This window comes from Pseudomonas sp. PB101 (assembly GCF_009764265.1).
Taxonomy (GTDB): domain Bacteria; phylum Pseudomonadota; class Gammaproteobacteria; order Pseudomonadales; family Pseudomonadaceae; genus Aquipseudomonas.
The window spans coordinates 25,731-39,733 of sequence record NZ_RWIR01000011.1; the positions used below are offsets into that span (position 1 = coordinate 25,731).

At 64.0% G+C, this 14,003-nt stretch carries 10 protein-coding genes; 1 reads left to right on the plus strand and 9 read right to left on the minus strand.

Going from position 1 to position 14,003, the window contains the following annotated elements; all coding sequences use genetic code 11:
• Nucleotides 1-106: 106 nt before the first annotated feature.
• The 9 genes from EI969_RS03180 to EI969_RS03220 all read right to left on the minus strand — a co-directional run bounded on the left by EI969_RS03180 (nucleotide 107) and on the right by EI969_RS03220 (nucleotide 10,835).
• Nucleotides 107-895 carry a crotonase/enoyl-CoA hydratase family protein gene (locus EI969_RS03180; RefSeq protein WP_160385891.1) on the minus strand — a complete coding sequence of 263 codons (789 nt, stop codon included), beginning with the start codon at nucleotides 893-895 and terminating at the stop codon, nucleotides 107-109.
• A 9-nt stretch (nucleotides 896-904) separates the two neighbouring features.
• On the minus strand, nucleotides 905-1,906 hold the full coding sequence (locus EI969_RS03185; RefSeq protein ID WP_160385892.1) for an acyl-CoA dehydrogenase family protein: 1,002 nt from the start codon (nucleotides 1,904-1,906) through the stop codon (nucleotides 905-907).
• A 24-nt stretch (nucleotides 1,907-1,930) separates the two neighbouring features.
• Entirely contained in the window at nucleotides 1,931-3,088 is a 1,158-nt protein-coding gene (locus tag EI969_RS03190; RefSeq protein ID WP_160385893.1) for an acyl-CoA dehydrogenase family protein, read from the minus strand.
• The gene (locus tag EI969_RS03195) at nucleotides 3,085-4,293 is read right to left on the minus strand and encodes a lipid-transfer protein (RefSeq protein WP_160385894.1); all 1,209 of its coding nucleotides are present in this window, start codon (nucleotides 4,291-4,293) and stop codon (nucleotides 3,085-3,087) included. The genes EI969_RS03190 and EI969_RS03195 overlap by 4 nt, the downstream gene beginning before the upstream one ends.
• Nucleotides 4,294-4,321: 28 nt before the next feature.
• Nucleotides 4,322-5,461, minus strand: a complete 1,140-nt coding sequence (locus EI969_RS03200; protein ID WP_160385895.1) for an acyl-CoA dehydrogenase family protein — start codon at nucleotides 5,459-5,461, stop codon at nucleotides 4,322-4,324.
• Between the two features lie 241 nt (nucleotides 5,462-5,702).
• Nucleotides 5,703-7,226, minus strand: a complete 1,524-nt coding sequence (locus tag EI969_RS03205; RefSeq protein WP_160385896.1) for a long-chain fatty acid--CoA ligase — start codon at nucleotides 7,224-7,226, stop codon at nucleotides 5,703-5,705.
• A 4-nt stretch (nucleotides 7,227-7,230) separates the two neighbouring features.
• Nucleotides 7,231-8,787 (minus strand): long-chain fatty acid--CoA ligase, encoded by a 1,557-nt coding sequence (locus tag EI969_RS03210; protein WP_160385897.1) that lies wholly within the window; start codon nucleotides 8,785-8,787, stop codon nucleotides 7,231-7,233.
• Nucleotides 8,788-8,838: 51 nt separating this feature from the next.
• A complete protein-coding gene (locus tag EI969_RS03215) occupies nucleotides 8,839-9,642 on the minus strand; it encodes an enoyl-CoA hydratase/isomerase family protein (RefSeq protein ID WP_160385898.1) in 804 nt (267 codons plus the stop codon).
• Between the two features lie 38 nt (nucleotides 9,643-9,680).
• Nucleotides 9,681-10,835, minus strand: coding sequence for a CaiB/BaiF CoA-transferase family protein (locus tag EI969_RS03220; RefSeq protein ID WP_160385899.1), 1,155 nt, complete (start codon nucleotides 10,833-10,835; stop codon nucleotides 9,681-9,683).
• A gap of 197 nt (nucleotides 10,836-11,032) precedes the next feature.
• On the opposite strand from EI969_RS03220, the gene EI969_RS03225 reads away from it, so the two are divergent.
• Entirely contained in the window at nucleotides 11,033-13,864 is a 2,832-nt protein-coding gene (locus EI969_RS03225; protein WP_160385900.1) for a LuxR C-terminal-related transcriptional regulator, read from the plus strand.
• The last annotated feature ends 139 nt before the right edge of the window (nucleotides 13,865-14,003 follow it).

A 14,003-nucleotide genomic window follows, 5' to 3' on the forward strand; every position in this document is an offset into this window, starting at 1 on the left:
GTCTCACACCCGAACGGGTGATTTGAAGCAGCGTTATCGATGGGATTTTGTGCCGCGTAACCACCCGGTCTGAACGCCGCTCACCGGGCGTTACGCTCGGTGACACTCACCCGGTAAAAGTCGGTGGTCGCTTGTCGATAAACGCCGCCACGGCTTCGCGGTGGTCGGCGGTCTGGTGCGACAGCACCTGGAACGTCGCCGACATTTCCAGCAGCGTGTCGAGTCGGGTGTGCAAGGCCTCGCGCAACAAACGCTTGGCCAGGCGCACGGCGTGAGGCGGGTTGGCGGCAATCGACGCGGCGATGTCCCGCGCCGTATCCAGCAACTGCTCGGCGGGAACAACGCGGGACACCAGGTTCCATTGCTCGGCCTGGCGCGCGTCGATCATTTGTCCGGTCAGGGTCAGTTCGGTGGCGCGGGACAAACCGATGATGCGTGGCAACAACCAGGCACCGCCGTCGCCAGGAATGATCCCCAACTTGACGAAACTCTCGGCAAACTTCGCATGCTCCGATGCCACGCGGATGTCACACATGCACGCCAGGTCCAGCCCCGCGCCGATGGCCGCGCCATTGACCGCGGCGATCACCGGTACTTCCAGATTGAACAACGCCAGGGGCAAGCGCTGAATGCCGGTGCGATATTCCTGACGCAACTGCATGCCCGACATCTGCGCGTAGCGATCCATGTCGCGCACGTTGCCACCGGAGCAGAACGCCGTGCCGGCGCCGGTGATGATCACTGCACGCACACTGCTGTCGCGTTCGATTCGCTCAATGGCTTCGAGGAATTCCGGCACGGCGCTGTTGCCGGTCAGCGGATTGCGTCGCTCGGGGTCATTCATCGTCAGGGTGACGACATGACCTTCCTGTTCGTATTTCAAAAACGCGCTCATGAATGATCCTCAGGCCGATGGGGACGGGGTGACTTGACGCACGAAATGGCTGGCGCAGGTGTCCGGCTGTGCGAGAAACGCCTGGCCGACGATGCCGTTCCACCAGGTTTCCGAGCCGTCGCTGATACGCCACTCGTGCAGGCGCCGGGTGAACAGTTGCAAGTCCAGTTCTTCGGTCACGCCGATGGCGCCGAACAGTGCGTGGGCGATGGCCGTGACTTGAGGCACGGCCATGCTGGTCCGCGCCTTGGCAATGGCCGTCGCCATCCGGTCCGGCACCTGGAAATCGCCGGAAAACGCCAGTTCAGCGGCGATGCGCGCGGCGGCCACTTGCTCGGCCATCACGCTGAGTTGATGCTGCACGGCCTGGAACTTGCCGATGGCCTTGCCGAACTGCACCCGGTCGTTGCAGTACTCCAGCGTCATGGCGAGAACCTGCTCCATGGCCCCGGCGATGGCGGCGGCGTGGATAGCGGCGTTGAACACTCGAACTTCTTCGCCGTTATGACCGATTGCGCTGCCGAGTGAATCCTGCGGCCAGTACAAGGTGGCGCATTGACTGCCGTGAACGCCCGTGGACTCGCGGCGGGCGAGGCTGCAATCGAGCAGCAGCAACTCGCCTTCCAGGTTGACCAGGGCGAAATCAGCCAACAAGCCAAACGCCACACGCGGCACACACAACAGACCATCGGACTGGCGACAGGCTGTACCGGCCAGGGTCACCATGCCGGACGGTGGCGCGCTCGGGCAGTCACGCAGCAACGCGCGGGCGGCAATGCTTTGCGCCGCCGGGACCGGCAGTGCGCAGCGACCGAAGGCGACAAAAATCGGCAGCAGTGCATTCAGCGCCAGTCCCGCGCCACCGGCGATTTCTGGCGTCAGCAATTCGAGAAAGCCGCTGTCTTCCAGGGCACTCCACAGCGTTGCAGCGCTGTCTGCGCCTTCCACCGCACGGACCAGCGCCGGCGTGCATAAGTCGCTGAGGATCTTTTCAATGGCTTCAGTGAACATGAAGTTTTTCCTATTCGAGGTGCATCAGCGCAGGCCGAGGCCGCGGGCGATCATGCCGCGCAGGATTTCCCGGGTGCCGCCGCGCAACGAGAAAGTCGGCGCGACCTGGTTCAGGTAGGCGACCGTGCGGTACAGCTCCTCATCGACGGGTACATCCGGATTTGCGCTGATCGCCGAGGCAATCGCTGACGGGATCGCCTGTTCGAATTCAGTGCCGATGTCCTTGACCAGCGCGGCTTCCACCACCGGGCTTTGACCCCGGGCGAGCAATGCCGTCAGCGCCAGCGAGAGATTGCGCAGGCAGGTCAACTGCGTGAGGAAACTGCCGAGCAACGCGGATTCCTGTGCAGTGGCGCCATGACGACGCAAGGTGTCGGCCCACAGATCGAGCAACACCACGCTGGAGTAGAAGCGTTCCGGCCCGCTGCGCTCGAAGGCGAGTTCGGCATTGACCTGCTTCCAGCCGCTGCCCTCCTCGCCCACCAACGCGTCTTCGCCGAGCAAGACGTCGTCGAAGGCCACTTCAGAGAAATGCGCGTCGCCGGCGAGGTCGACAATGGGACGCACGCTGATGCCTGGCTGCCTGAGGTCGATGATGAATTGCGACAGCCCGTTGTGACGGTCCTCGGGCGAGCCGCTGGTGCGCACCAGGGCGATCATGTAGTCGGCGTGATGGGCATTGGTGGTCCAGATCTTGCGCCCGCTCAGACGCCAGCCTTCAGGGCAACGGGTGGCGCGGCTGCGCACGCTGGCCAGGTCAGACCCTGAATTCGGTTCGCTCATGCCGATGCAGAAAAACGCCTTGCCGGCGCAGATGCGCGGCAGGAAAAAATCCTTCTGCGCGTCGTTGCCGAACTTCAGGATCAACGGTCCGCTCTGGCGGTCGGCGATCCAGTGCGCCGCCACCGGAGCACCGGCCGACAGCAGTTCCTCGACCAGCACGAAGCGACTGAATGCATCCAGCCCGGCACCGCCATAAGCGGCCGGCAAGGTCAGGCCGACCCAGCCACGTTGCGCCAGTTGGCGACTGAAACCGGCGTCAAAACCGGTCCAGCTGCGGGCCCGTACATCCGCCGGGACGCTCGGCAGATGCTCGCCCAGAAAACCTTTGACCTCGGCACGAAAGGCCTCGGCGTGTGGCGGCAGCGCGGTCAGGCGAAAGGCCTCGAGCAAGCTGCTCACCGGGCACCCCCACTGGCCTTGCCGTACAGCGTCACCACACATGCACCGCCCAGCCCGAGGTTATGGGCCATGGCCAGGCGTGCACCTTCGACCTGGCGTTGGTCGGCGTTGCCGCGTAACTGCCGGGTCAGCTCGTAGCACTGCGCCAGACCGGTCGCGCCCAGCGGATGGCCCTTGGAAAGCAGGCCGCCGGACGGGTTGATGACGATCTGTCCGCCGTAGGTGTTGTCGCCGTCCATGACGAACTTCTCGGCCCCGCCCTCCGGGCAGAAACCCAGCGACTCGTAGCAGATCACTTCGTTCTGGGCGAAGCAGTCATGCAGCTCGCACACATCGATGTCCTGCGGGCCGACCCCGGCCTTCTCGTAGACCTGGCCCACGGCGGCGTCAGTCATATGGGTACCGACCCAGTCGAGCATCGACGGTTTTTCGAAGTTGAAGGATTCCGGGGTGTCGGTGGTCATCGCCTGGGCGAGGATTTCCACGTCGCGGCGCAGGCCATGCTTCTTCGCAAAACGCTCGGACACCAGGATCGCCGCGGCACCACCGCAGGTTGGCGGGCACGCCATCAGGCGGGTCATGACGCCTGGCAGAATCACCGGGTCGTTCATCACGTCTTCGACGCTGAGCACCTTGCGAAACAATGCGAGCGGGTTGTTGGCGGCATGACGGCTGGCCTTGGCGCGCACGGCGGCGAAGGTTTCCATTTTGGTGCCGTATTTGTGCATGTACTCGCGCCCGGCACCGCCAAAGGTACGGATGGCCTGAGGCATGCCATCCATATCGGCGGTGAGACCGCGCAGGATCGGCAGGAAGCGTTCACGGGTTGGCGGGCGGTCGTCCCAGTGGGACTTCAACGCGCCGGCCTGCATCTGCTCGAATCCCACCGCCAATACGCAATCGGCCGAACCGGACTCGATGGCCTTGCGCGCCAGGAACAGCGCGGTGGAACCGGTGGAGCAGTTGTTGTTGACGTTGACCACAGGAATCCCGGTCATCCCCACTTCGTACAGCACGGTCTGGCCGCAGGTAGAGTCGCCGTAGACATAACCGGCATAGGCTTCTTGCACCTGTTTGTAGTCGATGCCCGCATCCGCCAGGGCCAGACGTATCGCTTCGGCACCCATCTGCACATAGGTCGGGCTTTCGCTGGGCTTGCGGAACGGGATCATGCCGACGCCGGCAACCAGGACTTTTTCGCTCATGGTGTCACCTGAAAATGAGGAGGAAGGATCACAACTGGCGCGCGATCAGCTCGCGCAGCACTTCACTGGTGCCACCAAAGATGCGCGTCACACGCATGTCAACGAAGGCGCGGGCAATCGGGTACTCGAGCATGTAGCCGTAGCCGCCGTGGAGCTGGACCATGTCGTCGATGCACTGCCAAAGCGTCTCGGTGGCGTACAGTTTGGCGATGGCCGATTCCTGCACGGTCAGGCGCCGGCGCATGTGTTCGGCGATGTAGTGGTCGATGGTCAGGCGCACCGCGGTGGCCTTGGCCTTGATGTCGGCGAGCTTGAATTTGGTGTTCTGGAAATCCCACACCGTCTGGTTGAAGGCCTTGCGGTCCTTCACATACTCGACGGTCTGCTCCAGCAGGCGTTCGAGCTTGGCGGCGCTGTACAGGGCGATCACCAGGCGTTCCTGCGGCAACTCTTCCATCAGGTGCATGAAGCCTTTGTTTTCCTCACCGAGCAGGTTGCCCACCGGCACGCGCACGTCGTCGAAGAACAGCTCGGCGGTGTCGGCAGCATGCTGGCCGACCTTCTCCAGCTTGCGGCCACGACGGAAACCTTCGCGGTTGCACTCCACCATGATCAGGCTGCAGCCCTTGGCGCCAGCGCTCGGGTCGGTCTTGCACACCACCACGACCATGTCGCAGGTCAGGCCGTTGCTGATGAAGGTCTTGCTGCCGTTGATCACCCACTCGTCACCGTCACGCACGGCGGTGGTGCGAATGGCCTTGAGGTCGGAACCGGTGCCCGGTTCGGTCATGGCCACCGCCAGCACGGTTTCGCCGGTGCAGATTTTCGGCAGCCATTTGTGCTTCTGCTCTTCGGTGCCCAGGCGCACGATGTAGGGCGCGACGATGTCCGAATGCACGCCCAGGCTCCAGCCGGAGACACCGGCGCGGTAGAGCTCTTCGATCAGCACCGCCGAGTGGCCGAAATCGCCGCCGCCACCGCCGTACTCGGTGGGCACGGTGAGGCACAGCAGGTTATGGCGGCCCGCCTTGAGCCAGGTTTCCCGGTCGACCTGCCCGGCCTCGTCCCACTGCGCCTGCTTGGGCAGGCATTCGCGCTCGAAGAAACGCCGCGCGGTTTCACGCAGCATTTCGTGGTCTTCACGGTAGACGGTACGGTTGATGTGCATCGGGATCTCCAGTGGATTGCCAGGCAGACGAGCGCCTGGTTCGTGAGTCCACTGTATTGATGCGGGTGGGTGGTGAAGCCACCCGGATCGGGTAGCGAAAATCGAAGGTTTGAAACACGGCCCCTGTAGGAGCGAGCCTGCTCGCGATGGACGTAAGGACGACGCGTAAATTCAGGCAGCACGCGTTATCGTTGACGTCCATCGCGAGCAGGCTCGCTCCTACAGGGGGGGTGTGGTGTGGTTATTTACGCAGTTCGCGCTTGAGGACCTTGCCGGCCGCCGACAGCGGCAGGTCATCGCGGAACTCCACGCTCTTGGGGCACTTGTAGCCGGCGATGAATTCACGGCAATGCAAGCGCAGCTGTTGCTGATCGACCCAGGCACCTGGCTTGCGCACCACCACCGCGTGCACCGCCTCGCCCCACTGCTCATGGGGAATGCCGATCACCGCGCACATCGCCACGGCCGGGTGTCGCGCCAGTACGTTTTCGACTTCCGCCGAGTAAACGTTTTCCCCACCGCTGACGATCATGTCCTTCAAGCGATCGACGATGAACAGGTAGCCCTGCTCGTCCATCCACGCCGCGTCGCCGGTGTAGAGCCAACCGTCGCGCAACGCCCTGGCGGTTTCCTCGGGCTTGTTCCAGTAGCCCTGCATGATGTTCGGCCCGCGCACGATGATCTCGCCCACCGTGCCGCGCGGTACCTCCTGGCCCTGCGGGTCGACGATCTTCACGTTGACGCCCAGGCCACCGCGCCCTACCGAGCGGGAAAGGCCACTGATGCGCGCCTCTGGCGTGTGATTGCACGGCAGATTGCTGGACACCACCGGGCAGGCCTCGGTCAGCCCGTAGGAGTGGGACAATTCGATGTCCGGCAGTCTGGCCAGCACTTGCTCGACCATATCCCCGGCACTGGGTGAAGCGCCGTAGGTCAGGCGCTTCAGGCTGTCCAGGTCATACTTGTCAAAGTCTGGATGAGCCAACAGCGCAAGGATCATGGTCGGCACCAGCAACGTCTCGGTGACCCGTTCGCGCTCAATCATCTGCAAGGCCTGCAGCGGGTCGAAGCTCGACACCAGCACATGGCTTTCACCGGCCAGAAACTGAATCAGCGCACGGGCCATGCCGGCGACATGGAACAATGGCGCGACATGCATCAACAGACCGCCACGGATCGGCGGCATGTCCACCATGCGTGGCATGCACGCCGACCACAGGTTCAGGTGCGACTGCATGACCCCCTTGGGAAACCCGGTGGTGCCGCCGGTGTACATGATACAGGCGAGGTCCTCACCGCCGCGCCCGGCGTCCTCGACCGGCGTGGCCTGGGCAATCAACTGCTCAAAACCGAGCATGCCCACCGGCACTTCGCCCTCACCGGCATAAATGAATCGGGGCGCATGGCGCGTGACTTTGCGGATGTCTTCGGCCAGCGTGGCAAAGTGTTCGTCGACGATCAGGATGGCGGTATTGCAATCGTCCAGCGAGTAGACAATCTCCGGCACACTCCAGCGCACATTCACCGGGTTGAGCACCCCGCCGCCCCACCACACGCCCATGATGTATTCCAGGTAGCGGTCGGAATTGAGCGCGAGCATGCCGACCCGGTCACCGGCCGCCATGCCGATTTTCTGCAAGGCGCCCGCCAGGCGAGCGACCCGTTCGCCAAATTCACTGTAGGTGTGGCGACGCTCGCCACAGATAGTCGCGATGTGATCCGGGTTCTGTTGCAGTGTGCGCTGCAGGCATTGGGTCATGTACATGCTGTCAGCTCACACCCCGATCCGTGCTGCGCCAGAACGGTTCGCGCAGATCGCGCTTGAGCACCTTGCCCGCACCGGACAACGGCAACGCAGCACGGAACTCCACGGATTTCGGGGTCTTGTAGCCGGCAATCTGCCGACGGCAGTGCTCAATGATCTGGGCGCTTGCAACCTCGTTGTCCGGCTTTAGCACCACCACCGCGTGCACCGCTTCGCCCCACTGCGCGCAGGGAATGCCGATCACTGCGCAGGCAGCGACGGCCGGGTGGCTGGCGATGGCGCTTTCCACCTCGCCGGAATACACGTTCTCGCCACCGCTGACGATCATGTCCTTGAAGCGGTCGACGATGTAGATGAAGCCATCCGCGTCCATGTAGGCACCGTCGCCGGTGTGCATCCAGCCGCCGCGCAAGGCCTTGGCGGTTTCCTCGGGGTTGTTCCAATAGCCGAGCATGATGTTCGGGCCGCGCACCACCACTTCGCCGACGGTGCCGCAGGGCACTGGGTTGTCCTGTTCGTCGACGATGCGCACCGTGACACCCAGCCCCGGGCGCCCGGCCGAGCGCAGGCGGCCATTGGCGATGCCTTCGGCGCTGTGGTTTTCCGGGCCGTTGGCGGAGATCGGCGGCGCCGCTTCGGTCATGCCGTAGCCTTGGGTGAACTCGACATTCGGCAAGGCCTTGAGTGCCATTTCCAGCAAGGGCACGGCAATCGGCGAGGCGCCGTAAGTGAGACTGCGCAGGCAGCTCAGGTCATGCCTGGGGAAATCCGGGTGCATGATCAGCGCCTGAAGCATGGTCGGCACGATCAGGATATCGGTGATGCGCTCGCGCTCGATGGTGCGCATCACGTCCAGGGCATCGAAGGCCGGAACGAAAATGCTCGGCAGCCCCAGCAGCGAAATCAGGATCACCCGCGACAGCGCCGCCAGGTGGAACATCGGCGCGATGTGCAGGGTCAATGCATCCACCGGCACCGGTACGTCGGCGGCGCGGGCCACGGCGGCGGACCACAGGTTCATGTGCGACTGCATCACGCCTTTCGGTCGGCCGGTGGTGCCGCCGGTGTACATGATGCTTGCCAGGTCGTCGCCGCCGCGAAACGCGTCGTCCACGGGCGTGGCGTCACCCATCAACTGCTCGTAGGACAGCATGCCTTCTGGCAACGGCCCGTCGCCGATGTGGATCAGCAACGGCCGCACCCTGGCGCTGCCGGCAATGCCTTCGGCCATGGGCAGGAAGGTGTCGTCGATCAGCAGGATGCGGGTGTCGCAGTCGTCCAGCGAATAGACGATTTCCGGCACGCTCCAGCGAATGTTCACCGGGTTGACCACGCCACCACCCCACCAGGTCGCCAGGAAATACTCAAGGAACCGGTCGGAGTTCAGGCCCAGCAGACCGACGCGATCGCCGGTCCGCATCCCCAGTTGCTGCAGGGCCCCGGCCAGGCGAGCCACCCGGTCGGCCAGTTCGGCATAGGTGCGGCGGCGGTCGCGAAAGACCGTCGCTACGGCATGGGGACGTTGCTGCAGCACACGGTGCAGGCCTTGGGTCAGATACATGAGGTTCTCCTGTGAATTATTGTTGTCAGGTAACGAACGCGAGGATACGGATCAGGTACCGGTGTATTTCGGTGAGCGCTGCTCGACCTGGGCCATGCGCCCTTCGGCGTGATCTTCGCTGTCGCGCAGCAAGCCCCAGTGCAGATGGGCCTGGGTGACGAAGTCCCGGGGCGCGAGATGGGCGCTCTGCAAGGCCAGGCGCTTGATCGACTGCACCGCGAGCGGGCCATTGGCGGCAATGCGCTCGGCCAGATCCAGCGCCGCTGGCAGCAGGCGGTCCCTGGGCAACAGCTCGATGATCAAACCGATGTCCAAGGCCTGCCCGGCGTTGATCGATTCCCCGGTCAGCGCCATTTTCATGGCATGGGCCGCTGGAATTGCACGCAGCAAGTACTGCACGCCACCGGCCGCCGGAATGGTCGCGTCGCAAACCTCTGGCAAGCCGAACGTGGCGCTGGCCGAGGCAATGCGCAGATCGCATTGCAGCGCCAACTCGAGACCGCCACCCAGGCAGGCACCATTGATGGCGGCAATCACCGGTTTCCAGATGTCCAGGTCGCTGAGGTCGAACAGCCGGCTGTAGCCACCCTCCTCGGCTTCTGTCTCGCGGCTTTTGAGGGTGCAGGCGACAAACCCGGATGCCCCCAGCAACGACTCCTTGTGGCTTGCACCGCTGCAAAACGCGCGTTCGCCGGCACCGGTCAAGACGATCACCCGCACCTGCTCGTCATCCTGGCAGGCACCCAGGGTCTTGCGCAGGTGCATCAGGTCGCTGACGGTCAGCGCGTTATTCGACTGTTGCGCATCGAGCGTGATGAGTGCCACGTGATCGATGATCTTGAATTGAATGGCCATGGTGTAACTCCTGCGCTGCGCGATTCTTCATGTTGTTTTCAGGCGCCAAAACCCAGGCCCAGTTCACGCAAGCGCTCGATGGCCGCAGCGTCGAAGCCCCAGTCGCGCAGTGCTGCGCCGCCATGTTCTCCACGCTCGGGCGCCGGTTGCGGTTGCGCCGATGGCGTGCCGAGGAAACGCGGAGCCGGCACCGGTTGCACCACCCCGGCGACCTCGATGAAGCTGCCACGGGCAATGCCGTGGGGGTGCCTGGCCGCTTCGGCGAGCCCGAGCACCGGCGCAACACAGGCGTCGCTGCCTTCGAAGGCCTCTTCCCACTGCTTGCGGGTACGGCCGAGGAACGCGGCGGTGAATGCCTCACGCAACCGTGGCCAGCCAGCCCGGTCGTGCTGGCTGGGCAGGTCGGCGCTGGAGAGTCCGAGAATGTCCAGCATTTGCCCATAAAAGCGCGATTCAATCGGTCCGATCGCCATGTACTGGCCGTCGCCGGTTTCGTAAGTGTCGTACCAGGGTGCACCGCCATCGAGCAGGTTGCTGCCGCGCTGTTCTTTCCAGTGACCGCCGGCCAGCAGGCCCCAGATCACCGAGCCCAGCTGCGCCGCACCTTCGGTCATCGCCGCGTCGACCACCTGCCCGGCGCCGCCGCGCTGCACATTGACCAGCGCCGCCAGTACGCCCATCGCCAACAACATGCCGCCACCGCCGTAGTCACCCACCAGGTTCAGCGGCGGCACCGGCCGACCACCGGCCGGACCAATACTCGACAGCACTCCCGACAAGGCGATGTAGTTCAGGTCATGACCGGCACGGTCGGCCATCGGGCCAGTCTGGCCCCAGCCGGTCATACGGCCGTAGACCAGGCGCGGATTGCGCTGTAGCGCGACTTCCGGGCCGAGACCCAGGCGCTCCATCGTGCCGGGGCGAAACCCTTCGATCACCACGTCGGCGCGTTCAATCAACTCCAGCGCGACGGCGACACTGTCGGGGTGCTTCAGGTCGAGGGTGACCGAACGGCGGTTGCGCCCGGTGATGTCCGCGCGCTTGCCCTCAAGCTTCGGCCCCAGGTCAGCGGCCTTCTGCGGCCGGTCGATGCGCACCACGTCGGCGCCCATGTCGGCCAACAGCATGGTGCCAAACGGCGCCGGCCCGATTGCCTCGAATTCCACCACCCGAATGCCGCTCAGTACGCTCATCGCCAACGCTCCGTGATTCTTCTGGAGCGCCAGCAGCACTCCTATTGTTGTGCCATCCAGTAGATCAATCCCGAACCCACCGACCACCACCCGCATCGGGTGGTGGCCGCCAAAGACAGGGTCATCCCGCCCATGGTCTGGGTTACACTCGATGAGATTCGGCGCACTCACAAAACAAAAAAGAATCGGACAGCCCCATGGATAAACACCGCAAGTCCAATGCATCGGACACCCATGCCAGCCAGGCCTTCAATCCGGTTCAGTCTCCGATCGTCAGTACCAAGCTGACTCCGCCGCGCAGCGCCGGGCGCCTGATTTCCCGCGAGCGCCTGCAGGAGCAAATGCTCAAGGCCCGCCGCCTGCGTTGCATCGTGCTCAAGGGGCCGGCCGGGTGTGGCAAGACCTCGACCCTGATCGCCTGGCGTCAGGCGCTGTTGCCGCTGGGGTTCGACGTGGCGTGGCTGACGCTGTCGGCCGACGACAACGAACTGGCGCGCTTTCTTGACTATCTGCTGGCAAGCCTCGGCCAGATCGACCCGACGCTCGTGCGCGAAGCGACTCAACTGGAAGGTCGCGGCCTCGACAGCGAAGCCGTGGAGCGCACCGTCATCACCCTGGTGCGCAGCATTGCCAGTCGTGGCCGTGAGCTGGTGCTGGTACTCGACGACCTGCACCACCTGACGGACGTGGGCATTCACCAGGCCTTGCAATGGTTGATCGACTACGCCCCGGCCAACCTGCATCTGGCGCTGATATCGCGCAGTGTCGTGCCGCTGTCCCTGGCGCGGTTGCGCAGCCAGGAACTGGTGCTGGAGCTCAACCTGCGGGACTTGCGTTTCACCGCCGCCGAATCCGAACAGTTCCTCAAGGCGCAATTGGGCGAGATCAGCGCCCGGGACGCCCGGATGATGCATGAGCTGACCGATGGCTGGGTCGCCGGCCTGCAACTGCTCGCCGTCAGCCGCAAAAAGAATCGCCCGCCTGCCGCCACGCAGGGAACGTCGGTGCAGGCGCAGCTCCGGGACGATCAAGCCTTCGCCAGGTTTTTCGAAGTCGAAGTGTTGTCCCACCTGTCACCGACCGACCTGGACCTGCTGCTGCTCATGGCCGTGTGCAACCGTTTCTGCGCCTCGTTGTGCGCGGCCTTGAGCGGTCAGCCGCAGGCGGTTGCCGAAGCGAACGCGCTGCTGACGCGGCTGGAGCGGGACAACCTGTTCCTGATTCCGGTGGACAGCGCCGAGCGCGAAACCTGGTATCGCCTGCACCCATTGCTGCGCGAAACCCTGCTCAAGTATTTCGACTCGCGCAGCAACGCCGAGCAACAAGCGGTGCACGTTCGCGCATGGAACTGGTTCCGCAAGCACAATCACCTGGATGAAGCGGTGCACCATGCGGTCATGGGCGGAGACCCGTCGGCCGCCGCCGATCTGGTGGAACAACACTGCGAGGCGCTGTACGCCCATGGCGACCTGCGCATGTTGATCGAGCTGGTGCGGCTGTTGCCGGTCGAACAGGTACAGGCCCGGGTCAAGTTGCGCATTCTCAAGACGCGGATGCAGCTGTATGCCAGGGACTTCGTGGCCTGCACCGCCAGCCTCGAACAACTGTTTCGCGACGTTCCCGAGAACGAAGTCCATGACCGCTTCATGATCTCGCTGCTGCGCGCGTCTTTGGCCCTGCAACGGGATGACACCGACGCAGCCATGACGGTCCTGCCGCAATTGCTCAACCCGCCCGCGGGCAGCAACAGCGTAGCCATCGGCTCCTGTGCCAACATCCTGTCCTGGCTGTACATGCACCGCGGTGAATACGAAAAGGCCCGGCAGGTGCAACTCGACCGGCCGAACCTGCTGATCAATGGCCAGCCACTGCTGGGGACCACGGCGGGCAGCCTTCAGGGTCGTTGCCTGATCGGCTTGAGCCTGGCCCTTGAAGGCCAGATGACCCAGGCGGAACGGGTTTACCGCGATGTGTTGCATGAAGCCGGCCAATGCGGCAAGGGCGGTGCCGACGCGACTTATCTCTCCGCTGCCCTGCTCGGTGAAGTGCTGTACGAAACCAACGACCTCGACGCCGCGTTCAAGATGCTCTCGGGCTGGATCGACATTCTCGAACGGATCTCGATTCCCGATTCCGTGCTGCGAGTGCTGCAAGTGCTGTGGAATGTGCAATGGCTGGCGGGTAATCATCAGGAGGCCCTGGCGTTCGTCGAGCGCCTTGATGAGTACGCGATCAAACTCGGCCTGGAGCGTCTGCAAGCCTATTGCCTGACCTGGCAGGTGCGCTGGTTGCTGACGCTCGGCGAGACCACACAAGCCCAGGCCAGGCTGGCGCGCCTGGAAGCCATCGACGCGCGTCACCCGGACGCCGGGCACACGGCACTCAAGGAAATCCATATCCTGGCCGAGAACGCCCGCGCTCGCTGGCAACTGGCACAGGGCGACCTGGACGGTGCCTTCGCACGCATAGAACTACTGATCGAAACCTGTGAAAGACACCGCCGCCAACTCGGCGCAGTGCGCCTGATGGTGCTCAGTGCCGTGATCGAGTCCGAACGGGGTCGACATGAGCAGGCGCGGGACAAAGTCATGGAAGCACTGCGCCGAGGGCAACGCTTCGGCCTGGTACGCAGCCTGCTCGACGCCCATCCGGACGGGTTGCAACTGATCTGCGACATCACCAGCCGGGAAGTCCTGGACCCGGTGCTGGCGTTTTATGTCGAACGCTTGCAGGCCGCCGGGGCCACCGCGCCTGCGGTCTCGAAAGCCAAGCCTGAGAAGGCGCCGACCAGCAAACCGTTGGCGGCCGGGATCGAGCCCTTGAGCGAGCGGGAGATCGAAGTGGTGCGCCTGCTGGCCCAGGCCCTGCCCAACAAGAAAATCGCCCGTGCGCTGGGGCTGTCACCGGAAACCGTGAAATGGCACCTGAGCCATATCTACAGCAAGCTCGGCGTCAGCAGCCGCGATGAAGCGGTGGCGCGAGTGCGGGATCTGGAATCGCAGGGTGATCCAGGCACTGGTACTCACTAACTGCCAATAGAGAAACCTGTGGGAGCGGGCTTGCCCGCGAAGGCGGTGCGTCAGTCAACACAGATGTTGAATTTGCTGGCCTCTTCGCGGGCAAGCCCGCTCCCACAGGGATTGTGTTGTCTTCAGTGATTTTTTAACC

Coding starts and splice junctions, on each gene's coding strand:
- EI969_RS03225 (WP_160385900.1), top strand. CDS start 11,033: ATGGATAAACACCGCAAGTCCAATGCATCGGACACCCATGCCAGCCAG.
- EI969_RS03220 (WP_160385899.1), bottom strand. CDS start 10,835: ATGAGCGTACTGAGCGGCATTCGGGTGGTGGAATTCGAGGCAATCGGG.
- EI969_RS03200 (WP_160385895.1), bottom strand. CDS start 5,461: ATGCACATCAACCGTACCGTCTACCGTGAAGACCACGAAATGCTGCGT.
- EI969_RS03185 (WP_160385892.1), bottom strand. CDS start 1,906: ATGTTCACTGAAGCCATTGAAAAGATCCTCAGCGACTTATGCACGCCG.
- EI969_RS03180 (WP_160385891.1), bottom strand. CDS start 895: ATGAGCGCGTTTTTGAAATACGAACAGGAAGGTCATGTCGTCACCCTG.
- EI969_RS03205 (WP_160385896.1), bottom strand. CDS start 7,226: ATGTACATGACCCAATGCCTGCAGCGCACACTGCAACAGAACCCGGAT.
- EI969_RS03210 (WP_160385897.1), bottom strand. CDS start 8,787: ATGTATCTGACCCAAGGCCTGCACCGTGTGCTGCAGCAACGTCCCCAT.
- EI969_RS03215 (WP_160385898.1), bottom strand. CDS start 9,642: ATGGCCATTCAATTCAAGATCATCGATCACGTGGCACTCATCACGCTC.
- EI969_RS03195 (WP_160385894.1), bottom strand. CDS start 4,293: ATGAGCGAAAAAGTCCTGGTTGCCGGCGTCGGCATGATCCCGTTCCGC.